Below are 23548 nucleotides of genomic sequence, written 5' to 3'. Positions count from 1 at the left end.
TAGCGAAAGTTGCCAAAATGTTGCCTTTGGAAAGTAACCAAAAAGTAACCGATACAAAGTAAAAAAGAGGCGCGATTACGAAGCCATTACGAACCACGCTACGAACCCCTATTGCAAACTATAGGGTGTCTTTGGGGGTACTGGCAGGCATAGTGCCAAAAAATAACTTGTCTAACCTTGGCGCGCGCAAGTAAAAAGCAGGCAAGTTGTGCAAGGCGGGTATAAGTTGTGCGTACAACTAAAAAGAGTATCCACCATTGGTGGCTGGTGATTAGTTTCCGCGCAGGTATGTACGCGATGTTCGCATAAACAAACTATTAGAGGTGCAGCATGGCGGCAAGAAATTGGACTGACGAACAAAAGGCAATACAGGCGGCAAAAATTCGCACTTGGAAGCCTTGGCGATTAAGTACTGGGGCAAAGACACTAGAAGGCAAAGCGATAGTCTCAAAGAATCGTGCTATCGGTACAGCAAAGCGACAAATTGAAATTGAGCAAGCGAAGAAGGATTTTTTCTATGCATTAGACCGCTTGGCGAAATTGACTGGAAAATAACCAAAGCCGTGTAGTCACATTTGGTTTTTAGTACACAAGTTAGTACACAAAATGACGATGCATAGTCAAGACCATTGCAATCATTGACTTTTAAGATGCTATCTAGCTTCTGTATCGTATTCTCAGTGTCTTCGCTAGAGGACACTGAGCGTATTTCGCAAATCCTCCACTAGGCGCTTACGACTACTGCGAGGATATTCCAAAGGTGAAAATGGCATGGTGCTATTGGCATAGTCATCGATGAGTTTCTTCAGCGTTGCCAAATCTTCGTTTTGGTAATCAACACGACTTCCGTTGTTGGTGATAACACTCAATTTTTCCTGCAAAATTTCTTTATGCACGATATTGGCGATGCACTCTGGCTTCGCTACACATAGGCTGAAAACGCCATTCAAAAAGTGCTGCCAGTTGGTGTTGACTCTTTGCGCTATACCATCCGCGAGCGCTGCACCAGTCTCATTAAAACAATCTTTTAATCGATACGTGGAATTGTTTTTGATCGCTAAAGCCTGCACAAACTCTTCGACAAAACGTCGTTTTACAATCCCTTTTGCTTCGTCTTTAGGGTGACGTTGTAAGGTGGTGTAAGCATACCTAGTCCACGTTGCAGCCGCTGGATGAAAGTAGCTTCCTGCTTTCAATTCCTCGACAGAATCTGGATCGATCAGTTCACCAAAGACGACGGATTTGCAGTGCCGTGATTCGCTGACTTGGTACGATGGTGCAGGGATAAGTTGGGCATCCACCAGTTCTTCTATGTCTTGTGGACTGAGCTCGCAGTGCAGGGCGAATTGTGTTTGATTGAGGTAATACTGGTCGAGATAAGCTTGGGTTGAATTCATGGTTGTTTTGTGACTTTGCATCATTGATGGACTGTACGGCTATCGACTGGTGCTTGGTCTCGATCAGTCAGTCCGTAATCGCGAATAACTGCCGCGATGCGCAAACGGTAGTCAGAGAAAATAGTGCCACGTCCGATACTTTGTGCTGCACGATGCGACTCGACATTGCGCCAGTTTTTCACAGCGTCTTCGTCTCGCCAAAAAGAGAGAGACAAAATTTTATGGGGATCACTAAGGCTTTGAAATCGTTCTATCGAAATGAATCCGTCCATATCGGCTAGCAGTGGTTTCAAGTCTGCGGCGATATCTAAATAGGCTTGTTTATGTTCAACATGTGGCAAGACTTCGAAAATAACGGCGATCATATTATTTCCCTTCAGGTATGTATGCTTCGCGAAACAAAGGTATGCGCCCATTGAGTGAAGGGCGGTACTGCCATTCTAATCCTTGCCATTGTTCTGCTGTGCTATGCGAAATCACATGCGACAGCGCAAGTGCCGTCATTGAAAACGCTAACGCCTGTCCCGGACATTGATGTCGCGCGTGGCTGAAAGTGAAGCTGCATCTGTCATCTCTTTGTAGTTGAAAAGTCTCTGGATCTTGGTTTACCTGTGGATCGCGATTGGCAGCAGCTAACAGCAGTAAAACAGCCTCGCCTGCACGCAAATGCTGACCAGCGATTTCGATATCCTGTGTCACAAAGCGGCGGGTATTTTGTACTGGTGGATCGTAACGCACGACTTCAGCGATGAAATCTGTGATGCGTTCTGGCTGGGCCACAAGTTGCTCGCGAAGTTGCGGCTGCGTATGTAAATTGACGATGCTATTGCCGATTAAACCAGCTGTGGCCTCATAAGTTTGCGATAGTAGGCCGATCAGATTGGCGATAGTAGCATCGCTGTTGTGCCAGCCTTTTGTCCCTGCTTCCGCTTGCAAGCCCGCTAAAAAACTCAGTGGCGACGCTGTCGACGTTTGCAACAATTCCATAAAGCATGTTTGCAGTTCACGCGCGGCGGCATGTGCATTTTGAATCTGTTCGTTTGTGCTAAGCGGAGACAAACACGAAACGAAATCATGCGTCCAATCGACAACTTGCGCCAAGTCATCATCCGAGAAACCACAGAGATGTGCCACAAGACTGACAGGAAACGCCATTTGCCATGCATTGATGTGGGCACTCGATTGCAATGGAAAATTACCAGCAAGACCTTGGAATAATTCTTTCGCTGCGCTTTGATGCTGGCTGAAATTGATGCTGCGCAAGGAAGTAAGTAACACCTGTTTTGGGATGTGATGTTGGACGCCTTCGTTCATGCGAACTAAGTACCCAAAAACTTCCGCAGCATTTCCCGATCGAATATTCGAAGGAATTTTTTCAGCAGGTGGTCGCACCACAAAGACCTCAGAGCTCAGTATCGCTTGCACTACTTCAGCACTACTAGCGATCCAAAGTTGGAGTTCAGGGTCGTAACCTAATGCGGCTAAGTCTCGTAGCGCTCGATAATGTGGATACGGATTGGCATGACTAGCCAGAGTTAGTGGGTTTGTTATTGTTGGCATAAGAGTATATTTGCTGACTTGAATAGTTCCAGTATAGGACTTGTCTAGCAATAACAATTCGCTTACCATCAAACTATGTCTGTACATTTTGCCGATACCCGTCTTGCCGAAATTGCCGCTGCTATTGCCGAGCCGGCACGTGCGCGCATGTTGTGTGCTTTGATGGATGGGCGCGCCCGAACCAGTACTGAATTGGCGGCGATCGCGGAAGTGACTGCCTCAACAGCGAGTACGCATTTGAGTAAGTTGCGCGATCAGGAATTGGTGCAAGTCCTCGCGCAAGGTAAGCATCGTTATTATCAATTGGCTGGTGAGCAAGTGGCGGCGGCTATAGAGGCGCTGCTCCATATCGCAGCCATTCCCACGCCAAAGTTTTCGCCAACGACACCGCAACGATTGCGCCAGGCACGCACTTGTTACGACCATTTAGCTGGTGAAATTGCAGTCGGTATACATGATGCAATGTTGCGGAAAGCTTGGTTACTGATTGATGCAGAAGACAGCACAAAATATGCAATCAGCGAGCAAGGTCATGTCGTGTTTTCTGAACTTGGATGGAATTTGTCGAACATTGATAAATCGCGTCGCAAAAAGGCTTGCGCCTGTTTGGATTGGAGTGAGCGCAAACCTCACTTGGGTGGGGCACTAGGCGCGTTGTTGTTGCGATACGCCATGCAGCAGCAGTGGTTCGAAGCAGATCTGGAAGGCCGCGCGCTGAGTCTTACCAGTAAAGGCAAGCGTCAGCTAAAGAAGTTGTTCGATGTTGTTCCTCAAACTTGACTGCCTATTGTGGAAAATATGGCAGAAAATGACGTCGTCGTTCACATAAAAAAGTGCACAGTAAGCCTTTTCGTTGCAGGTCAGGCAATTTGACCTACGGCGTTAACTTGGTTATCCTTCGCACATTGCGCCGATTTGAAATCAGCTTGCGGGCGCGGTTTAATTATCTAAATAGATATTTGAGCAAATAAATACGGCTAAAGCGAGCTTGAATGCCGCAGTACCTCCCTTCATTCAGCCCACCTTTTAGCCCCTTTTTAAATTAGAACTTACGCAAAACAGACGCTGACGTCGTTTTGTTCGCCTCGCCCCCTGCCTTCGCAGGGGCAGGCCAAGCAATTGTACTGTCCTCGGCTCCGTGCCTAGTCAGCGCAATTTTGCATAAGTTCTAAAATATGTTTTTTAAAGTTGAGACCAGTTTGGTCTCTAGGGAATAGCTTATGTCATCCGTTGGAATCGTCACGCCACAAGCGTATCGCTTCACCGAAGCTTTGCCTTTGCAAAGCGGCGCGAGTATCGCCGATTACACCTTGATGGTGGAAACTTACGGCACATTGAATGCTGATAAATCGAATGCGGTGTTGGTCTGTCATGCCTTAAACGCCTCACATCATGTCGCTGGTTATTATGCCGATCAACCCAAAAATATTGGTTGGTGGGACAACATGGTGGGGCCGGGCAAGCCGCTCGATACGAATAAGTTTTTTGTCATTGGGATCAATAACTTAGGCTCGTGTTTTGGTTCTACTGGTCCTATGCACATCAATCCAGCGACTGGCAAGCAGTATGGCGCGGATTTTCCGGTTGTGACAGTAGAAGATTGGGTGCGGGCGCAAGCGCGTGTCGCTGACGAAATGGGTATTACCCAATTTGCCGCAGTGATGGGTGGCTCGCTTGGCGGTATGCAGGCTTTAGCTTGGAGTATTTTATTTCCTGAGCGCCTGCGTCATTGCGTGGTGATTGCATCGACACCCAAACTCTCCACGCAAAATATTGCGTTTAATGATGTCGCACGTCAGGCGATTTTGACCGATCCCGATTTCCATGGCGGTGACTTTTATGCCCATAAAGTCGTGCCAAAAAATGGCCTACGTGTTGCCCGTATGATCGGTCATATTACCTACCTGTCGAACGATGATATGGCTGAAAAATTCGGGCGCGAATTAAAAACTGCTGACTACCAGTTTGGTTATGGCGTCGAGTTTGAAATTGAATCGTATCTACGCTATCAAGGCGACAAATTCTCGGATTATTTCGACGCCAATACCTATCTGCTCATTACCAAAGCACTCGATTACTTCGATCCAGCACGTCAGCATGGTGGCGATTTGAGCAAGGCTTTGGCGGTTACGAAAGCACAATTCTTACTCGCATCCTTCACGACCGACTGGCGTTTTTCACCGGAGCGCAGCCGCGAGATTGTCAAAGCACTCGTCGATAACAAGCGCACCGTGAGTTACGCCGAAATCGACGCGCCACATGGGCATGATGCCTTTTTATTGGATGATGCGCGCTATCTGGATTTTGTCGCTGCTTATTACAACCGTATCGCGCAGGAGTTCGCATGAACGTTCAAGAATTAAAGTTGTTGCGGCCAGATCTCGCTTTTATTGCAGACTGGATTCAGCCACAGGCGCATGTGTTAGATGTGGGCTGCGGTGATGGTGTCATGCTCGATTATCTGCAAACCGCTAAGGAATGTACGGGTTATGGCATTGAAATCGCTGACGATAAAGTGTTGGAGTGTGCGAAGCGCGGCATCAATGTGATTCAACAAGATATGGAAAACGGCTTGAGCATCTTCGCCGAACATGCATTTGATACGGTCTTGTGTTTGTCATCCTTACAGATGATGAAGCATGTCGAACCTTTATTGCGAGATATCGCCCGGGTTGGTAGCGAAGCGATTGTCTCTTTCCCCAATTTTGGCTATTGGCCACACCGTACCGCTTTATTGCGCGGCAAGATGCCAGTCTCGAAATCCTTACCATTCGAGTGGTACGACACGCCGAACGTACGTTGCGCCACGATTTATGATTTTGCCGATTTGGCTGACGATGTCGGTTTAGAAGTAATGGAATGTGTCGCACTCCACGAAGGCAAACAGATACACTGGTTACCGAATTTGCGTGGTAGTCTTGCGGTTTTCCGTTTACGCAAGAAGTCTGCATAATGAGTCAAATCGAACCTGCTGCGAAATCGCATTTATTACGTTCCAAACTGTTTTGGGTAAGCCTTTTGTATTTTTCAGAAGGCTTTCCTTTGGGTTTGTTTTACGATTTATTTCCGGTGTATTTCCGGCAGCAGGGCGTCGAATTATCTAAGATTGGTTTATTGAGTTTATTAGGCTTGGCTTGGTCCCTGAAGTTTTTATGGGCACCGGTTATTGACTACACGCGTCGACATCGTTATTGGATGGCTGCGGTCGATATTGGCATGGGGCTGGTGATGATGTACTTCGCCTACAACGCTGGATTTGGTTCTGGTGTTTGGGTGGCAATTGGCGTGTTCACAGTTTTGTCCGCGACCAACGATATTGCGATTGATGGCTACACGATAGAACGCTTGGACAAGCAGGAATACGGCTTGGCGAATGGCTTCCGAATCGGTTTTTACCGAGTCGGTATGCTGACCGCTGGCGCCTTGTTGTGGTTCTCGGATTATGCAGGTTGGAACGCGACTTATTGGTTGTCTGCTGCGATTTTTGTCGGGATGGCGGTACTGAGTTTGTCGGCACCAAAAGAAGACGCACGCATTGAGAGTTCGAGCAAAGTGAGCACCAATCAGGAATTTGGTTTTCTGACTGAAAGCCCCGCGTTGATGTTGTCGATTGCGATGTTTATTTTGGCCTTGCTATGGCCAATCTTTAACGCGCTTAGCATTGAATCCATTGCTTTATTGAAGAAGACTTGGTGGTTTAAGTCGATCCCAGTTGCCTTGATTTTGCTAGCGGCATTTATCTTCCGCTATGGTTTTCAGCGTATCTCGGCCACGCATTGGGAGTCGCTGCAAAATGGCCCCGTATTCGGCGCTTTGATTTCGCTACTAAACCGCAAACACGCGTTTGTGATTATTTGTTTTATTTTGATCTTCAAGTTAGCCGATTCATCAATTGGTTTTATGATCAAGCCGTTCTGGGTGGATAGCGGATTTACGAATACGCAGATTGGTATGATCTCTGTCAATTTAGGTTTGGCATTATCAATTGCGGGCGGCGTGCTCGGTGGTTGGTATACGGATCGTGTTGGTATTTACAAGGGCTTGTGGTTGCTGGGATTAACGCAGGCTTTTTCTAATTTAGGTTATGTAATCGCTGCAATGACGATTCCGCAAGTCGCGCAGGGTACGGAAATTGCGCTGTCACATCAGGCGATTATGTACAGTGCGAGTGCGATTGAGTCCTTGACGCAGGGCTTGGGCACGGGTGCGTTCTTAGCGTTCATGATGGCGATTGTTGATAAATCGAAAGCGACGACGGAGTACGCAATTTTGTCATCCATTTTCGCTTTCTCGCGTTCCATTGCAGGATGGGCTGGCGGTGTCGGCGCGCAAGAAATGGGTTATACATCTTACTTCTTGCTAACCTTTGTGCTCGCGTTTCCAGCGTATCTAATGCTGCCGTGGATCAAGCAAGTATTAGCCAATGCGGTCGCGGTTGCTCCCGCCTCATCGACGGCTAAAGAGTCCGCGTGATTTAAATTCACAATACTTTGCAGTCAGAAAAAATGGAGAGTGTTATGATGAAAAGACTTAAACATCATCATTTTGCTATGAAATCTTTGTCTATTCCTTTGTTGCTTGCTGTAAGTTTGACTTATAGCCTACCGCTGATGGCGCAAACCAGCGCACCTCAAGAAGGCGTCAATGTTGGAAAAATGTCGATGATGCGTAAGCTGGGTAATCTGGGTGGCGCTTTAGATCAACAAGCTGCCCAACAATATACGCAAACAATGCAGACGGCACAGCAAAAGCGTGAGCTAGCACCAGACAATCATCCGCAAGTCATACGCCTACGTGCGATCGCAAAGAAAATGATCCCATTTGCCTTGCCGTGGAACCCGCGCGCTAAAGAGTGGAAATGGGAAGTAAATTTGATTGCATCCCCGCAGATCAATGCGTATTGCATGCCGGGCGGGAAAATCGCCTTTTATACCGGCATCCTCGATACACTCAAACTGACGGACGATGAAGTTGCGATGATCATGGGACACGAAATCGCCCACGCATTGCGTGAACATGGCGCTGAGCGCGCAGGCAAATCGATGGCGATGAGTGGCGTGGCAAAATTGCTCGGTATTTTTGCTGAATCGAAAGGCTATGACAGCAATATGGTTGCCGGAATGGCAGGTACCGCAGGTAATTTCGCCATGCTGAAATTTTCTCGCGAGGACGAAACGGAAGGTGACATCGTCGGTATGGACTTAGCAGCACGTTCAGGATTTGATCCACGTGCTGGCGTGACCTTATGGCAGAAGATGGGCTTGGTGAATCAAAAAGCACCACCGAAGTGGCTATCTACGCACCCAGCCGGAGAAGACCGTATCAAAGAAATTCGTAAACATTTTCCTGAAGTAATGCCTTTATATGCTCGTGCTAAAGGTGCCAACCTTGCGAAGTTGCCGCCCTATCGCAGTAATGTCAAAGGCATCCCCGATGTGAATTAATCGGATGCGTCTTTCAATAAAAAAAGCTTGGAGAACCTCAGTTCACCAAGCTTTTTTTATAGAGAACTTAATATGGAACTTAATCGCGTTTAATAGTCGATGATTAATGGAGCGTGATCACTAAAACGTTCTTCTTTATAAATAGCTGCGGACTTCGCCTTGGATGCAATGCCCGGTGTTGCCACATGATAGTCAATACGCCAACCTACATTGTTAGCCCAAGCTTGACCGCGATTGCTCCACCATGTGTAGGCATCGCCAGTGGTATCAGGATGTAGACGACGATATACATCAACCCAGCCCATTTCTTCAAAAAGTTGCGTCATCCAAGCGCGTTCTTCTGGCAAGAAGCCAGAGTTCTTTTGGTTGCTTTTCCAATTTTTTAGATCGATTTCTTTGTGTGCGATATTCCAATCGCCACAGATGACCAGTTCTCTGCCAGCATTGATTAAGTCTTTCAAATGCGGCGCAAATTCCCCCATAAAACGGAATTTCGCTTCTTGCCGTTCCGGAGAGGATGATCCAGACGGGCAATAGACAGAAATAACAGATAAGTCTCCGAAATCACAGCGCACATAGCGCCCTTCAGCATCAAATTCTGGACTACCAAACCCAATATGAACCGCATCAGGTTTTTTCTTGCTATACACCCCAGCACCAGAATATCCCTTCTTTTCGGCATAGTGAAAATGACCATGATAGCCGTGCGGCTGCAGAAACTCTTCGGTCATATCTGCTTGTTGCGCTTTCAGTTCTTGAACGCAAAGAAAGTCAGGGGACTCTTTTTTCATCCAATCAAAAAAGCCTTTTTTCGCTGCAGAGCGCACGCCGTTTAGATTGGCGGAGATGATTTTTGTCATAGTTGATTCTATTTTTGTTGAAAGCGGTGAAGAATGTAATCGAAGAATAACAGAAGTTGGCTTATCCTCGCTTTTCATTAAGATATTGTCGGTTCATCGTTTATACTACTGCCCTCACACTTTTACTACCTTTGTTTCTATGAGCGAACAGAAATTGCGAGAAGAGCTCGACGCCGTTTATCGTAGCACTTCTTGGCGGATGACAGCCCCTCTACGCTTGCTTATGGCAGGACTGAAATTCTGTATGTATTCGATTGGCTCACCAAAAAAATCAATGATTCGCGTCTTACGCTTTTTGACTCGGTATCAATGGATCGTCATTTCGGCTAAGTATGTATTAGATTATTTTCCGGGGATAAGAAAACGGATACGTGGGCATGTTTTTAGTTTTGAGTCAGTGGAACCTCAGTTTAAGCATAGACTTGTAAACGAGCGTGTGGCATCGAAGCGTGCGGATAGTATGTCAGACGCTTCTATGCAGATTTTGTCTGAGTTGGAAGCCGCTCTTCAAAATAAGAGATAAAAAAATAAAATACCGAACCTTATGCGCCTATTAATAGATTTACAAGCTTGCCAATCAACTGGGAGTCGCGACCGAGGCATAGGTCGTTATTCGCTTTCGTTGGCAAAGGCGATGTTAGCAAATGCGGGTGAGCATGATTGCCACCTGCTGTTGAGTGGTTTGTTTCCTGAAACTGTTGCCAATTTGCGCGAAGCCTTTGCGCATGATGTTCCAGTGAAGAATATTCATGTTTGGCAGGCGGCTAAACCAGTTGCTGAAATATTACCTGGAAATATGTGGCGTTGTCGAGCTGCTGAATTCGTACGTGAACAAGCATTGGCAGAATTGCGTCCAGACATGGTTCATGTCAGTAGTTTGTTTGAGGGTTCGGGCGATGATGCTGTTACAAGTATCGGCGTGAACGGCAATCATTTGCCAACGGCTGTCACTTTATATGACCTCATTCCGCTGGTTTATGAAAACCAATATTTAACTAATGTGCCGTTTAAAAATTGGTACTATCGAAAATTGTTGAGCGCTAAACGCGCGGACTTACTACTGGCGATTTCCGAAGCATCACGTCAGGAAGGTATTGAATTTTTGCATTTGGTACCTGAGAAAGTGGTCAACATATCTTCGGCGGTGGATGCGCAATTTCAAGCAAGAAATAAAAGTCATATTAGTGATGCCAGCATGTTGGCAATGCGCCAACGATATGGCTTATCAAAACCTTACGTGATGTACACAGGGGGAATTGATTTACGCAAGAATATTGATGGTCTGATCATTGCCTATGCGGCGCTTCCTAGCGAGATACGACAGCAACATCAATTAGCTATCGTATGTAGCGTGCGAGCGGATGACCGCCAGCGCTTAATGAAGCTGGCACGCCAACATGGACTGACAGAACAAGATCTCATTTTAACTGGGTTTGTTCCTGATCACGATTTACCTTTGCTCTATCAGGAGTGCAAATTATTTGTGTTTCCTTCATGGCATGAGGGGTTCGGACTTCCAGCATTAGAGGCGATGTCTTGTGGTGCACCGGTGATCGCGGCCAATTGCAGTAGCTTGCCAGAAGTGCTGGCTTGTGACGATGCTTTATTTGATCCGCGTGATAGGTCGTCTATCACAAATAAGATGGCACAAGCATTAAGTAATCCGGAATTTTTAAGATTTTTAAGTGAACATGGCGTACAACGTTCTAAACATTTTTCTTGGGACGCATCTGGGAAGAAAGCGATTGCTGCATTAGAGGATTTGCATGCGAGAAGGCAAGATCCGCAGCGAATTTTTTTGAGTGGGAGCCCAATTGATCCTCCGATTACAAAATTGCGTTGTGCTTATGTTTCGCCATTACCCGCATTGCCTTCAGGGATCGCCGATTACAGTGCAGAATTAATTCCAGCGCTGGCTGAATATTATGATCTCACTCTTATCGTGTCACAAGATCAAGTGGATAATGCTTGGTTGCGGGCTGGCTTCCCAATTAAAGATGCCGATTGGTTTGTACAATATCGCACTAAGTTTGATCGTGTAATTTATCACTTCGGGAATTCGCCAGCACATTTGTACATGTATGATCTGTTTGAGAAAATTCCAGGCACGATAGTTTTGCATGATTTTTTTCTAGGCGATGCGCTTGCGTATGCAGAAATGAATGGCATGGCGGCTGGAATCTGGACAAAGATGCTCTATAAAGCACATGGATATCAAGCTTTATTAGCGCAGCGTGACGAGGTAAAACATCCAGATTTGATTCGCCAATTTCCTTGTAGCCCCGCGTTGACACATGCTGCGGATGGCGTCATTGTGCATTCTGAATACTCGTGTACTTTAGCCAAACAATGGCAAGGAAGCCAAGTCGCCGACCAATGGAAAATTATTCCGCATTTGCGGGAGCTGCCACAGCGTATCGACAAGGAACAGGCTCGTCAGCGTTTAGGTTTAGAAGACGATAGCTTTTTGGTCTGCAGTTTTGGAATGTTAGGCCCTAGCAAATTGAATAAGGAATTGTTGGCGGCGTGGAATGCTAGTGATCTATCACGAAGAGAGAATTGTTTTTTGATTTTTGTTGGTCAAAACGACGAAGCTAACTATGGCAGGGAATTTCAGGCGCTGGTGAATGCGAGCCGATTCCCTCAGAGAATTAAAATTACTGGTTTTGCGGATATTGGACTTTATCGCACCTACTTACAAGCTGCTGATACAGCAGTACAATTAAGAACGCAGTCGCGTGGAGAAACCTCAGGTACAGTGATTGATTGCATGGCGTATGGCTTGCCATTAATTTATAACCAACATGGTACGATGGCTGAGATACCAGAAGGATTGGCATGGGGATTGGAAGATCAATTTACAGTGCAAGAACTACAAAATGCATTGGAGCTGATTCTCTCTGACCAGCATTTGCGACTACGTTTGCGTAGTGCTGGTTACGCGTATATTGCGGAAACAAGGCAGCCAGCTCAAATTGCGATGCGCTATTGGGAAGCCATCGAGGGGCAAGCTAAAAAAAATGCCAATGCTTTAATGCATATCACTGTAAGAAATATTGCTGAAATCGATGAGCCTATTCTTGAAGCGCAAGATATTACGGATACCGCGAGCGCCTTAGCTCAGAATAAAAAACGTATATCTTTATCAGTGGTGTATGTGTTGGTGACGGCTTCCGATACGGACGCGTTTGACCTCGATCAGGAGACTCAGTTGCTGGTTGAAAAACTGTTATTGCAAGAGACAAACTGGCGTTTCGAATTCGTCCGCCTTAGTCTAACTGGTTTGCGTTATGCATGGAGATGGGCGTGGCGCAATTTTGGTTTGCGCGCAGCAAGTTTGGAAGATGATCTTGTGAAGTTGGAGGCGGGTGATTTTTTGCTTGCGGCGATTAATAATAAGCAAAATCACATCCAATTTTCAGACTTGTGCAAATATCAAGGTGTAATTGTTCTATCCGATCAGTCTGCCTTGGATGCCTCTGGTATCTATAGTCCGGCAATGACGCAGTTGCTCGGTCTTTTTCAGATTTGATTATCAATACTCAGATAGATTGAAAGGAAACTATAGTGTCAGCTTTAACTGAAGAGTTTATTCGTTTTGCCGTTGATGCCCAAGTCATCCGCTTTGGTGAATTTGTTACTAAAGCTGGACGTACTTCACCGTATTTTTTCAACGCAGGGTTATTTAATGACGGCGCCAATTTAGGTAAGGTTGCGAATTTTTATGCGCAAACTTTGCTCGATTCCGGCGTGGAATTCGACATGCTATTTGGTCCTGCTTATAAAGGAATTACGTTGGCGTCGGCAACTGCGGTTGCGCTAGCAAATAAAGGTCGAAACGTGCCATTTGCCTATAATCGTAAAGAAGCGAAAGATCACGGTGAGGGTGGTACTATCGTTGGCGCAAAATTGGCTGGCCGTATTGTGATTATTGATGATGTGATTTCGGCGGGAACATCGGTGCGAGAGTCAGTAGAGTTGATTCGTGCAGCAGGTGCCGAACCAGCAGCAGTATTAATTGCGCTTGATCGTATGGAACGGGTTGGTGCTGATGACGCATTGTCTGCTAATTCAGCGGTGCAAGAAGTTAGTCAGAGCTATGGTATTCCGGTTTTAGCAATTGCTAATCTTAATGATTTATTCACCTGTTTATCCGCGGAAAATGCCGATGTCGCAATGACGCAATATAAAGACGCTGTAGCCGATTATCGCCAGCGTTATGGGGTTGTAGCCAATAAGTAAATGGTTTTTTGACGTTTTGATCCGCTGAAGTACGGACAAATACATACATTTAGATGACAAATATTCACGGCAAATACGAGATGTAGAAGGTATACTGTTAAAGTGTGACATAAGTCACAGAGTCTGTTACTACATCGTGAAACCATGCTGTATATCAGATTCAATCTGTCAAAGTTAATTGTCGCGAGCGTGTAAGGTTTTATTGAATGAATAAGAAAGCATTAGTTACTGGTATTACAGGACAAGATGGCGCTTACTTGGCGCAGTTGTTGCTGGAAAAAGGGTATACCGTGTATGGTACCTATCGTCGTACCAGTTCGGTGAACTTTTGGCGCATAGAAGAGTTAGGGATAGAAAAACATCCGCAGTTGCATTTAGTCGAATATGATTTGACGGATTTGTCGTCGAGCATACGTTTGATCCAATCATCTGGGGTCAGTGAAGTCTACAACCTTGCAGCACAGAGTTTCGTTGGCGTATCTTTTGAGCAGCCTGTAACAACGGCAGAAATTACAGGATTAGGTGCGCTGAATTTATTGGAAGCAATACGTGTTGTAAATCCAAAGATTCGTTTTTATCAAGCATCGACTTCAGAGATGTTTGGGAAAGTACAGGCCGTGCCGCAAGTGGAATCCACGCCTTTCTATCCGCGTAGTCCTTATGGTGTTGCAAAATTATATGCCCACTGGATGACAATTAATTATCGTGAATCGTATGGTATTTTTGCGTGTAGTGGTATCTTATTTAATCACGAGTCACCGTTGCGTGGGCGTGAATTTGTGACACGTAAAATTACTGATTCAGTCGCCAAGATTAAACTAGGTAAGCTTGATTGCCTGGAGTTAGGCAATATGGATGCGAAGCGCGATTGGGGTTTTGCGAAAGAATATGTAGAGGGCATGTGGCGTATGCTGCAAGCGGATGAGCCTGATACATTTGTGTTGGCAACTAATCGTACCGAAACAGTGCGCGATTTCGTCACGATGGCATTCAAAGCGGCGGATATTCAATTGGAGTGGGAGGGTAGTGCAGAAAATGAGACTGCGCGCTGTTTCGCATCAAAACAGCTTGTCGTGAAAGTGAACCCAAAATTTTATCGCCCAGCCGAAGTTGAATTGTTGATTGGTAATCCACAAAAAGCAAAAGATGTATTGGGTTGGGAACCAAAAACCACATTAGAACAGTTGTGCCAGATGATGGTTGCAGCGGATATACAGCGAAATACGCATGGCCACTCCTTCTAAACATCCGCGACCTCGCGCACTGATTACTGGCTTACGCGGTTTTACCGGCGAGTATTTGGCGCGCGAACTGAGTGCCTGTGGATATGACGTATTTGGTACAGCGTTCGGTAATGAAGCCTTGGGCCAAGGTGTGTATTATGTTGATCTTTGCGATCCTCTTGCTTTGCAAGAGGTTGTGAATCAAGTCCAGCCTGAAATCGTCGCCCATTTGGCGGCGATTTCATTTGTGGGGCATGGTAATGTGGAAGATATTTATCGTATTAATGTCGTCGGCACCAGGAATTTATTGGTGGCCTTGAGTAATTTGAAGGTGTCGCCACGCGCTGTGCTGGTTGCCAGCAGTGCAAATATTTACGGTAATTCTAATGCTGGTGTGATAGCAGAAAACGAGGCACCAAAACCAGCAAATGATTATGCTGTAAGTAAATTGGCCATGGAACACGTGGCACGATTATGGATGGATAAATTGCCGATTTTCATCACCCGCCCATTTAATTACACGGGCGTCGGTCAGGCTGATAATTTCTTGTTACCGAAAATTATCAGTCATTTCAAACGCAAAGCGACCCAGATTGAATTAGGTAATCTAGATGTTGCTCGTGATTTTTCTGATGTTAGAACGATCGCTAAAGCATACTGTGAGTTATTACTCAAAGCACCGGCTGGAGAGACTTTTAATATTTGTACCGGCAAGGCATACACGTTGCGTGAAGTGATTCAATTGGTTGAAGACATTGCTGGATATCAGATTCAGGTGCAGGTTAATCCGGCATTTGTGCGAGCCAATGAAGTGCGGATTTTGGTAGGGGATCCAAACAAATTACGAGAATGCATTGGGGATCTACCGACAATTGAGTTGCAGCAAACATTGCAGTGGATGTTGAGCGAAGAATCGCCCTGCTCATTAGGGATTGCATCGACTGTAAATTTACGCGCGATGGCAATTGAGGCTGCCGCTTGAAAATCATCCTCTCGACAGAGGCAATACATCCACCTCTTGCCGGCATTGGTCGTTATGTATGGGAATTGGCAACTCGGGCTCCATCACATCCTGCAGTAGAGAGTATGCGGTTTATTTCGGATGGCCGCTGGGTCGAATTGCCGACAATTGAGGTTGACGACACCGGCAGCGCGTCACAGCATCAAATTGCTTCTCATTCTTCGTCTGCCCCCGTTCCACTAAATTACAAAAAACGGATACGTCAACGTATCGAAAGTATTCCCGCCAAGTTGCGTCACCATCTTGGACAGCTTCCTATTGTGTCGAGGGCTTATAGCAAGTTCATGCCTGAATTAGTTGGGAGGCAGTTAAATAAAGTGAAGGAAGGAATCTTTCACGGACCGAACTATTTTGTTCCAAAAACGCATTTACCAACTGTGTTGACGATTCATGATTTATCGATTTATCGTTATCCTCAATGGCATCCAAAAGCACGAGTTGAGCGGATGTTGGCGACAATACCAGATTCGATACAAAGAGCGAGCTTGATCCTGACAGACTCAGAGGCGATTCGGCTTGAATTGATTCAGCAATTTAATTTGCCAGAACATAAGTTGAAAACGGTTTTACTTGGCGTCGATCAGATTTATTTTCCTCGCAGTGCCATTGAATTGCAGCCATATCTGAACAAATTTTCTTTGAGCGCGAATGGTTATTCTTTGTTTGTATCGACGATAGAGCCGCGCAAAAATTTGCAAAATTTATTAGCCGCTTATCGTGCATTGCCACTTTCTGTACGTCAGCGCTGGCCTTTAGTATTAGCCGGTGGTCGCGGGTGGGAAAGTGAAGCTATTCATATAGCTATTTTGCAGGGAGCGGCTGAAGGGTGGTTGAAATATCTTGGTTTTGTTGAGCAAAATGCGCTGCCGTATTTGTATGCAGGTTGCCGTTTGTTTACTTATCCGTCTTGGTATGAGGGTTTTGGGTTGCCGATCGCGGAGGCGATGGCTAGTGGTGTCCCAGTATTGACCTCAAATACTTCTTCGATGCCCGAAGTTGCTGGTGGAGCCGCTTTGTTGGTGAATCCAGCGGATGTCAATGAAATTCAGAGCGCGTTGGTGCGTGGCTTAGAAGATGAACAGTGGCGTTCAGAAGCAATTGCAAGAGGTATGCAACGCGCTGCTGAATTAACTTGGGATGCTTGCGTGCATAACACGGTGGCAGCTTACCAAATAGTGTCATCGAATTGAATTGGTAATGGGGATGTTAATCGCCTGTATCCGATTAACAGTGATAGTCTGTAAAAGTGAATGCGCAAAAAATAGTTAAAGAAATACCCAACAATGAAGGTACTCCATTTTTATCGCACCTACTATCCCGATAGTTTTGGTGGTGTAGAACAAGTTATCCGGCAAATGGTGACGGGTTCAATTCGCCTAGGTATTCAGGCCGAGGTTTTGACCTTGACGCGTGATTCCAATAATTTGGAGCTCGAATTTGAAGGACATGCTGTCCATCGTGTTCCTCTAAATATTGAAATCGCTTCGACGGGATTTTCTTGGTCAGCGTTTGCGCGTTTTAAACAACTTGCTGCAACCGCAGATGTCGTTCACTACCACTTTCCTTGGCCGTTTATGGATTTGGCACATTTTGCCTGCCAGATCGATAAGCCTAGCGTAGTCACCTATCACTCAGACATCGTCCGGCAAAAATACCTTTTAAAGCTATATCAACCGCTGCAGAATAAGTTTTTGAACAGCGTTGATCGTATTGTTGCCACTTCACCAAATTATTTGGCGACAAGCCCAACCTTGGCCAAGTATCAAGCAAAGACTGACGTCATTACTTACGGCCTTGATTCGACGATATACCCTTCGCCTGATCAAGGATTGTTGGCAAAATGGCAGGCCAAGTTTCCGAAACCATTTTTCTTGTTCGTTGGCGTGCTGCGTTATTACAAAGGTTTGCATGTTTTACTCGAAGCTGCGGCAGGCACAGAAATTCCTATCGTTATTTTAGGTGATGGTCCGGTTGAACTTGAATTAAAAAGACAGGCACAACGCTTAGGCTTGGATAACGTGCATTTTCTTGGCGCTCTACCGGAAGAAGATAAAGTCGCCCTGATGCAGCTTTGCTATGGTTTAGCATTTCCATCGCATTTGCGCTCTGAGGCTTTTGGAATTACTTTGCTGGAAGCCGCTATGTTTGGAAAACCGATGATTTCGTGCGAGATAGGAACCGGCACTTCCTATGTTAATCTGGATCGACTAACAGGATTGGTCGTGCCAGCGAGTGATCCGCAGGCGTTTAGAGAGGCGATGCAATATCTTCTGGAAAACCCTCTGTTGGCACAGGAGATGGGACGGCAGGCAGCACTACGTTACACGGAATGTTTTACCGCGCAACGCATGGCACTCAGCTATCAAGCTTTGTATCAGAAATTACTGTAATTGTGTGACAACTATAGTAATGAGATGTCAATCAGCTTGTCGATTTAGTGCAACTGAGAATGTGGTGTCGAGCCACTGACTACCGATGAAAATCGCTTTATCGACATTGATCACATCAAACACCAATAGATTGTCTGACCATTCAAAATTTTGATCCAAATGTGACTCGCCCCGCGTTAAAGCGGTGGTTACCGAGTAGGAACCCGGACCAAGATTGCAATTAAACGGCAATACATAGCGCAAGCTGTCTCCAGCATTTAAGTTTGTTTGTAGTTGACCCGTATGCCAGGTGTTGCTGCCCCAAATTACACTGCCTTGTTTATCACGTAGCATCATGCCCAAAACAAGTTCGGGGATGGCGCCTAAAACTTCGACATCACATACTAATTGCAGTGCTTGCCCAACCTGTGCTGCGGCAACTTCCTCACCACTTATTTGATCTTGTAAAGTTAAGCGTTTGACGATGGCGGTACCAGAACCTGATCGGGTTTTTAACCAACCTTGTTGGTCCCTGCTTTGTTCAATCGCAAGTTTTTCATTTTCCTTTTGCGCTATCAATGCATTGTAAAAATCTACCACTTCGTCTGGCGCACCTTGTTTGAGCATTTGCCCTTTGTCGATCAAGACTACATGATCGCATAAGGAGCGTACATCGCCCATGCCATGTGTGACTAAAATAATTGAGGTGCCCTGTTCTTTAAATTGACGAATACGGTCGAAACTTTTGTGCTGAAAATAGCTATCACCGACAGACAAAATTTCATCTACAATCAAGATATCGGGGCGAACTGCAGTAGCGACAGCGAACGCCAGACGTGCTTGCATACCACTAGAGTACACACGGAGAGCCTGATCGAAAAAGTCACCGATTTCTGCAAAATCTTCAATTTCAGGCATCAGGGCATTGAGCTCCTGATTGCTTAGACCCATCAAGCCACCCGCCATATACGCGTTCTGACGCCCTGTAAATTCAGGGTTAAAACCTAACCCAAGTTCCAGCATGGCGCTAATCCTGCCATTGACAGTAATGGAACCTTGAGTTGGACGTACGGTGCCCGTAATCATTTTCAATAAGGTACTTTTACCGGCGCCATTTTGACCAATGATCGCGACGGCTTGGCCCGCCTGCACAGTAAAGCTGATATCTTTGTTTGCCCAATATTCATAGATTGGCTTAACACTTAATCCCATCCAATTAAGCAAGCGTGAAAAGTTTCCATGATATTTGGCATAGCATTTACCAACATGATCAATGTTTAAAACGGTGTGATTTGATAGACTCATAATGCATCCACCAAATCAGCGCTGGCGCGACGGAAAATCCAGAATGCGAATAGAAATAATCCGCCACCAATTGCTAGTGGTGTCAGCAAAGATTCCCATGCCGGGAGTTTGCCAAACAATAATGCGTCTTGGTAAATTTTTACAAGGCTAGACATCGGGTTCAATTCCAAGATAATACGAAAGCGCTCTGGTAAGCTGTTCGCAGTGTATACCACTGGGGTTAGCCAAAACCACAACTGCATGACGATGGTCATCACTTGACCAACATCGCGTGAAAACACATTTAATAAACCCAGAATGATGCCCAAACCAAATGCGAATAAGACGATGAGCAACATTCCTACTGGTAACGCTAGCCATGCCATATTTGGTGTGTTGCCTAAAAACAGAAACACGAAGCTAATTGCTACCAGTAATAGACAATGATTGAGTAATGCGCTGCCACCAACGATTAAAGGCAAGCAGATGCGTGGAAATGCGATTTTCTTTAACGTATTGGCGTAATCAATAAACACTGTGCTGCAACGGGTAACAATCTCCGCAAACAACCCCCACGCCGCGGTTCCTGCCATGAGATATACCGCATAAGCCGATTTACTTTCCACATGCGGTAATTTTGCTGCTAACACTTCAGATAAGACAATCGCAAATATGGTCGCCTGCGCCAGAGGATTTAATATCATCCATAGTGCACCTAATTTGCTACGTGCGAAACGGCCTCGAAATTCGGCCTTAATAGACGACAGCATAAAATGCCGGAACGCCCAGATAGAAGCTAACAGAGCTTTCAATTCATCGCTCGCAATTCTAGAAAACAATTTGGTTTTAACATGGTATCAAGCACAGTCATCCTAATCTACTCGACCGTAGATATCACCGAAACGGACGATATCATCCTCACCTAGATAGGTGCCCGATTGTACTTCGACGACTTCCAAATCTATCGTCCCAGTATTTTCCAAACGGTGTTTAACACCCAGCGGAATATAGGTGGATTGATTGGCGACTAAAGTCATGACTTCTTCTCCACGTGTTACGCGTGCAGTGCCAGAGACAACGATCCAATGTTCAGCGCGATGGTGGTGCATCTGCATCGATAAGCTACCGCCAGGTTTGACGACTATGCGTTTCACCTGAAAATGTTCACCGCTATCAACAGAGTCATAATGACCCCAAGGGCGATACACCTTGCGATGGTTATCAGTTTGTAGATAATTATTGTCTTTCAAGCGCGTGATAATGCGTTTGATATTGCAGGTGTTTTGTTTGTTTGTGACTAATACTGCGTCTGGCGTTTCTACGACGATCACGTCATCGAGTCCAAGGCAGGCTACCAGACGACTATCGGAAATTACCAAGCAATTATTTGAATCTTCCATCAAGACATCGCCACGTAGTGAATTACCTTGTGCGTCTTTGTCGGAAACTTGCCAAACCGCATCCCATGCACCAACATCTGACCACCCGGCATCAAATGGCACAACGCAGCCGTGTATGCCAAGTTCAGGTGCGTTTGCCAATTTCTCCATGATCGCATAGTCGATAGAGTCAGATGGACAGTTAGCAAATGCAGTTTTATCTATGCGCACAAAATCGCAATCGATTTTCGCTTCTTGCATCGATTGTTCGCACGCTTTATACATCGGCAAGTTGAAGTGACGAATCGCTTTAAGCCAAACGCTAGCGCGCATCATGAAGATACCGCTATTCCATACATAGTTGCCGCTGGTGACATATTGTTTTGCGACTTCGAGAGAAGGTTTCTCGACAAAGTTCTTTAGTTCTACTGGAGTTCCAACATCAATTTGAGCACCAATTTCTATGTAACCATATCCTGTTTCAGGCCGTGTCGGGACGATGCCAAAGGTGACCATCGCGCCTTGTAAAGCCTGTGGTAAACCTTGTGCGACAACTGCATGAAATTTCTCTTCATCTGCAATTACGTGGTCGGCAGGCATAATCAACAGCACGCTGTCTTGGTCATTTGTGCAGGCATTCAATGCAGCGAGTGTGACAGCAGGCGCAGTATTTTTACCAAAAGGTTCTAAAATTAGCGCGCAATTTTGATAGCTAATCTCTCGCAATTGTTCTGCGGTGATAAAGCGATATTCTTCATTGCAGACAACGATGAGTTTTGGGCTGACTTGAATATCACCCTGAAAATTCCTGACGCGTTGCGCAGTCGCTTGTAACATCGTTTCGTTATTAAATAACGAGAGTAATTGCTTAGGGTGTTTTTCGCGTGACAGTGGCCATAAACGAGTGCCGGAACCGCCCGACAGAATTACCGGTTGAAGTAACATGCTCTTCCTTCAGTTTGTTTCGTGCTGATGTGTTGAATGCTTTGTTGAGTTTACTGTGATCTAAACGTGAGTGCGGTATATCTGCTTATTAGTGACAGATAAAAGTACGCAAACGTAAGGTGAATTTAAAGTGCGTAGTAAAGCAAAAAAATAAAGCAAATAATAAAGTCGATTATTGTACATGCAGAAAGCGTTTATCTTTGTCGAACTTTGTCTGAATAGTGTAGAAAGATTCAATTGAAAAGGCTGGTACTGTGCACGATCATTTATACTGCGGTATTTTAAGCAGTACGCTAGTATTGTAACGAAGAGTAACTATATTATGAAAACACAAGAGCAAGCTGTTGCTGAGGATGCGTTAATTCTCCAGCGAATTCAATCGAATGCTGGTAGCGAACGAGGTATGTCCTCCACTAATTTGCCAACGACATCGATCGATCTCAATGATATTTTATCAAATGATGCGACGGTGAATGCATCAAGACAGGCCTCAGTATTTCCTACGACGCCTGATAATTTTAGTCAATCAGTTCCGCAAGAAGCGCCGGGTAAGGTGTGGCCAACAGGTGTGTATCAGTACGTGAAAGCAAGAACGAAGGTGTTATTTGACGCCAGTTTGTCGTTCAAAAGTCGATTACGTTCGATGCCTGTGTTTGGCTATGGCATTGGCTGGTTGAATGCTTTTTTGCATTTACCGCTTACGCGTTATCGTCATACAGTTGCGATTGATGTTTTACGTCAGCAGAATGCGCTTTTGCGTGAACAACTGTACGCGCTGAATCAGCGGGTTAGCCAAGTAGAGCCATGTTTCAACGCAGTTAATAATAGGCTTAATATCATATTAAGCAGGCTGGAGCGGCAGGAGGCTGTAAGAGCATCGGTACGTCTGCATCAGTTCGATAATTTGGATGTTGGTAACCGGCTTATGCGGATTGAGCAGTTAGAGATTGCTCGGAAAATTAAACAATTTACGCAATTAATCAAATCAAATCAGGCGGATCAATTAAGTGATGACCTTGTATTTGCACAGATACTGCGACGTCTAGAGGCAATAGAAAAGAGCGTCAATGGTGCAACTGGTTCGGGTGTTGGCGTTGAGGCTGATCAACAAACCGTTCATTGCGATGACGTAGTGGATTTGGAGAAGTTTTATCTTGATTTTGAGGCGCAATTCCGTGGCTCAACTGCTGAAATAAAACAGCGTCAGCAGGTTTATTTATCATACTTCGACAAGATACTTGCGCAACCAATTGAGCAGCGAAAAATGTTCGTTGACATCGGCTGTGGTCGTGGTGAATGGCTTGAATTATTGAGCGAGCAAGGAGTGCCAGCAATCGGGATTGATTCGAATGCGAAAATGGTCGATGCATGCTTGCAAAATGGTTACGCGGCTAAAGTTGCTGACGGGATAGAATTTTTGAAGCGGCAAGAGAAATCTAGTCTTTCAGGCGTGAGTGGTTTTCATATTATCGAGCATTTACCTTTTGAGAAATTGATTGCTTTATTTGACGCGGCTTATGCAGCATTAAGTGAAGATGGTATTTTGATTTTCGAAACGCCAAATCCTGAAAATCTGATTATCGGAGCCTGCAATTTTTATTACGACCCTACTCATCTGAAACCTATTGTGCCTGATGTTGCGCAGTTTATCGCGAAGCAACGTGGCTTCCGTCATGTCGAGATTAAACGACTTCATCCTTTCCCTGATGATTATCAAATGTCGGGCGATACGCAATTAGCGCAGACTTTGAATAAATTTCTTTTTAGCGCGCAGGATTACGCTGTCATTGCGCGTAAGTAGTTCGCATACCCAGTATATCTAAT

General features: G+C 45.4%; 21 protein-coding genes. 14 read left to right on the top strand and 7 right to left on the bottom strand.

Annotated features, from left to right (window positions below):
* The first annotated feature begins 330 nt into the window (after window positions 1-330).
* Window positions 331-555, top strand: a complete 225-nt coding sequence (locus H8K33_RS12075) for a hypothetical protein (protein ID WP_186891286.1) — start codon at window positions 331-333, stop codon at window positions 553-555.
* Window positions 556-689: 134 nt separating this feature from the next.
* On the opposite strand, the gene H8K33_RS12070 is transcribed toward H8K33_RS12075, so the two are convergent.
* From H8K33_RS12070 to H8K33_RS12060, 3 genes are read right to left on the bottom strand one after another with little or no spacing between them, the layout of a single operon-like run.
* Complete coding sequence (locus H8K33_RS12070) at window positions 690-1397, bottom strand: DUF6058 family natural product biosynthesis protein (RefSeq protein WP_186891285.1); 708 nt, start codon at window positions 1395-1397, stop codon at window positions 690-692.
* A 20-nt stretch (window positions 1398-1417) separates the two neighbouring features.
* Window positions 1418-1762 (bottom strand): antibiotic biosynthesis monooxygenase family protein, encoded by a 345-nt coding sequence (locus tag H8K33_RS12065; RefSeq protein ID WP_186891284.1) that lies wholly within the window; start codon window positions 1760-1762, stop codon window positions 1418-1420.
* A 1-nt stretch (window position 1763) separates the two neighbouring features.
* Entirely contained in the window at window positions 1764-2957 is a 1194-nt protein-coding gene (locus H8K33_RS12060; RefSeq protein WP_186891283.1) for a cytochrome P450, read from the bottom strand.
* A gap of 75 nt (window positions 2958-3032) precedes the next feature.
* Here H8K33_RS12060 and H8K33_RS12055 point away from each other — a divergent pair, with 75 nt between their 5' ends.
* From H8K33_RS12055 to H8K33_RS12035, 5 genes are all read left to right on the top strand, one after another.
* Window positions 3033-3737, top strand: a complete 705-nt coding sequence (locus H8K33_RS12055; protein ID WP_186891282.1) for an ArsR/SmtB family transcription factor — start codon at window positions 3033-3035, stop codon at window positions 3735-3737.
* 440 nt (window positions 3738-4177) lie between these two features.
* Entirely contained in the window at window positions 4178-5305 is a 1128-nt protein-coding gene (metX, locus tag H8K33_RS12050; RefSeq protein WP_186891281.1) for a homoserine O-succinyltransferase MetX, read from the top strand.
* Entirely contained in the window at window positions 5302-5910 is a 609-nt protein-coding gene (metW, locus tag H8K33_RS12045) for a methionine biosynthesis protein MetW (RefSeq protein ID WP_186891280.1), read from the top strand. The genes metX and metW overlap by 4 nt, the downstream gene beginning before the upstream one ends.
* Entirely contained in the window at window positions 5910-7430 is a 1521-nt protein-coding gene (locus H8K33_RS12040; protein WP_186891279.1) for an MFS transporter, read from the top strand. The genes metW and H8K33_RS12040 overlap by 1 nt, the downstream gene beginning before the upstream one ends.
* A 44-nt stretch (window positions 7431-7474) precedes the next feature.
* Window positions 7475-8401 carry a M48 family metallopeptidase gene (locus tag H8K33_RS12035; protein WP_246443556.1) on the top strand — a complete coding sequence of 309 codons (927 nt, stop codon included), beginning with the start codon at window positions 7475-7477 and terminating at the stop codon, window positions 8399-8401.
* Between the two features lie 89 nt (window positions 8402-8490).
* On the opposite strand, the gene H8K33_RS12030 is transcribed toward H8K33_RS12035, so the two are convergent.
* Window positions 8491-9261: an exodeoxyribonuclease III gene (locus H8K33_RS12030; RefSeq protein WP_186891277.1), complete on the bottom strand. Its 771-nt coding sequence runs from the start codon at window positions 9259-9261 to the stop codon at window positions 8491-8493.
* Here H8K33_RS12030 and H8K33_RS12025 point away from each other — a divergent pair.
* From H8K33_RS12025 to H8K33_RS11995, 7 genes are all read left to right on the top strand, one after another.
* Window positions 9248-9784: a hypothetical protein gene (locus tag H8K33_RS12025; protein WP_222613396.1), complete on the top strand. Its 537-nt coding sequence runs from the start codon at window positions 9248-9250 to the stop codon at window positions 9782-9784. The genes H8K33_RS12030 and H8K33_RS12025 overlap by 14 nt on opposite strands.
* A gap of 21 nt (window positions 9785-9805) precedes the next feature.
* On the top strand, window positions 9806-12793 hold the full coding sequence (locus H8K33_RS12020; RefSeq protein ID WP_186891275.1) for a glycosyltransferase: 2988 nt from the start codon (window positions 9806-9808) through the stop codon (window positions 12791-12793).
* Window positions 12794-12828: 35 nt separating this feature from the next.
* Entirely contained in the window at window positions 12829-13503 is a 675-nt protein-coding gene (gene pyrE / locus H8K33_RS12015; RefSeq protein WP_186891274.1) for an orotate phosphoribosyltransferase, read from the top strand.
* 206 nt (window positions 13504-13709) lie between these two features.
* On the top strand, window positions 13710-14747 hold the full coding sequence (gene gmd / locus H8K33_RS12010; RefSeq protein WP_186891273.1) for a GDP-mannose 4,6-dehydratase: 1038 nt from the start codon (window positions 13710-13712) through the stop codon (window positions 14745-14747).
* Window positions 14731-15708 (top strand): GDP-mannose 4,6-dehydratase, encoded by a 978-nt coding sequence (locus H8K33_RS12005; RefSeq protein ID WP_186891272.1) that lies wholly within the window; start codon window positions 14731-14733, stop codon window positions 15706-15708. The genes gmd and H8K33_RS12005 overlap by 17 nt, the downstream gene beginning before the upstream one ends.
* Window positions 15705-16937: a glycosyltransferase family 4 protein gene (locus H8K33_RS12000; protein WP_186891271.1), complete on the top strand. Its 1233-nt coding sequence runs from the start codon at window positions 15705-15707 to the stop codon at window positions 16935-16937. The genes H8K33_RS12005 and H8K33_RS12000 overlap by 4 nt, the downstream gene beginning before the upstream one ends.
* Before the next feature lie 93 nt (window positions 16938-17030).
* A complete protein-coding gene (locus tag H8K33_RS11995) occupies window positions 17031-18137 on the top strand; it encodes a glycosyltransferase family 4 protein (protein WP_186891270.1) in 1107 nt (368 codons plus the stop codon).
* A gap of 27 nt (window positions 18138-18164) precedes the next feature.
* Here H8K33_RS11995 and H8K33_RS20095 read toward each other — a convergent pair whose 3' ends face one another.
* From H8K33_RS20095 to H8K33_RS11980, 3 genes are all read right to left on the bottom strand, one after another.
* Window positions 18165-19421, bottom strand: a complete 1257-nt coding sequence (locus H8K33_RS20095; protein ID WP_281387342.1) for an ABC transporter ATP-binding protein — start codon at window positions 19419-19421, stop codon at window positions 18165-18167.
* Complete coding sequence (locus tag H8K33_RS11985) at window positions 19418-20170, bottom strand: ABC transporter permease (RefSeq protein WP_186891269.1); 753 nt, start codon at window positions 20168-20170, stop codon at window positions 19418-19420. The genes H8K33_RS20095 and H8K33_RS11985 overlap by 4 nt, the downstream gene beginning before the upstream one ends.
* Before the next feature lie 102 nt (window positions 20171-20272).
* Window positions 20273-21724: a mannose-1-phosphate guanylyltransferase/mannose-6-phosphate isomerase gene (locus tag H8K33_RS11980; RefSeq protein WP_186891268.1), complete on the bottom strand. Its 1452-nt coding sequence runs from the start codon at window positions 21722-21724 to the stop codon at window positions 20273-20275.
* A 322-nt stretch (window positions 21725-22046) separates the two neighbouring features.
* On the opposite strand from H8K33_RS11980, the gene H8K33_RS11975 reads away from it, so the two are divergent.
* Window positions 22047-23525 carry a class I SAM-dependent methyltransferase gene (locus H8K33_RS11975; RefSeq protein WP_186891267.1) on the top strand — a complete coding sequence of 493 codons (1479 nt, stop codon included), beginning with the start codon at window positions 22047-22049 and terminating at the stop codon, window positions 23523-23525.
* Window positions 23526-23548 lie beyond the last annotated feature (23 nt).

The sequence above is a fragment of the Affinundibacterium amnicola genome, assembly GCF_014284275.1.
In the GTDB taxonomy this organism is placed as follows: Bacteria; Pseudomonadota; Gammaproteobacteria; order Burkholderiales; family Burkholderiaceae_D; genus Undibacterium; species Undibacterium amnicola.
Note: the sequence above shows the minus strand (reverse complement) of the source record. Positions and strands in the feature narration are given on the sequence as shown.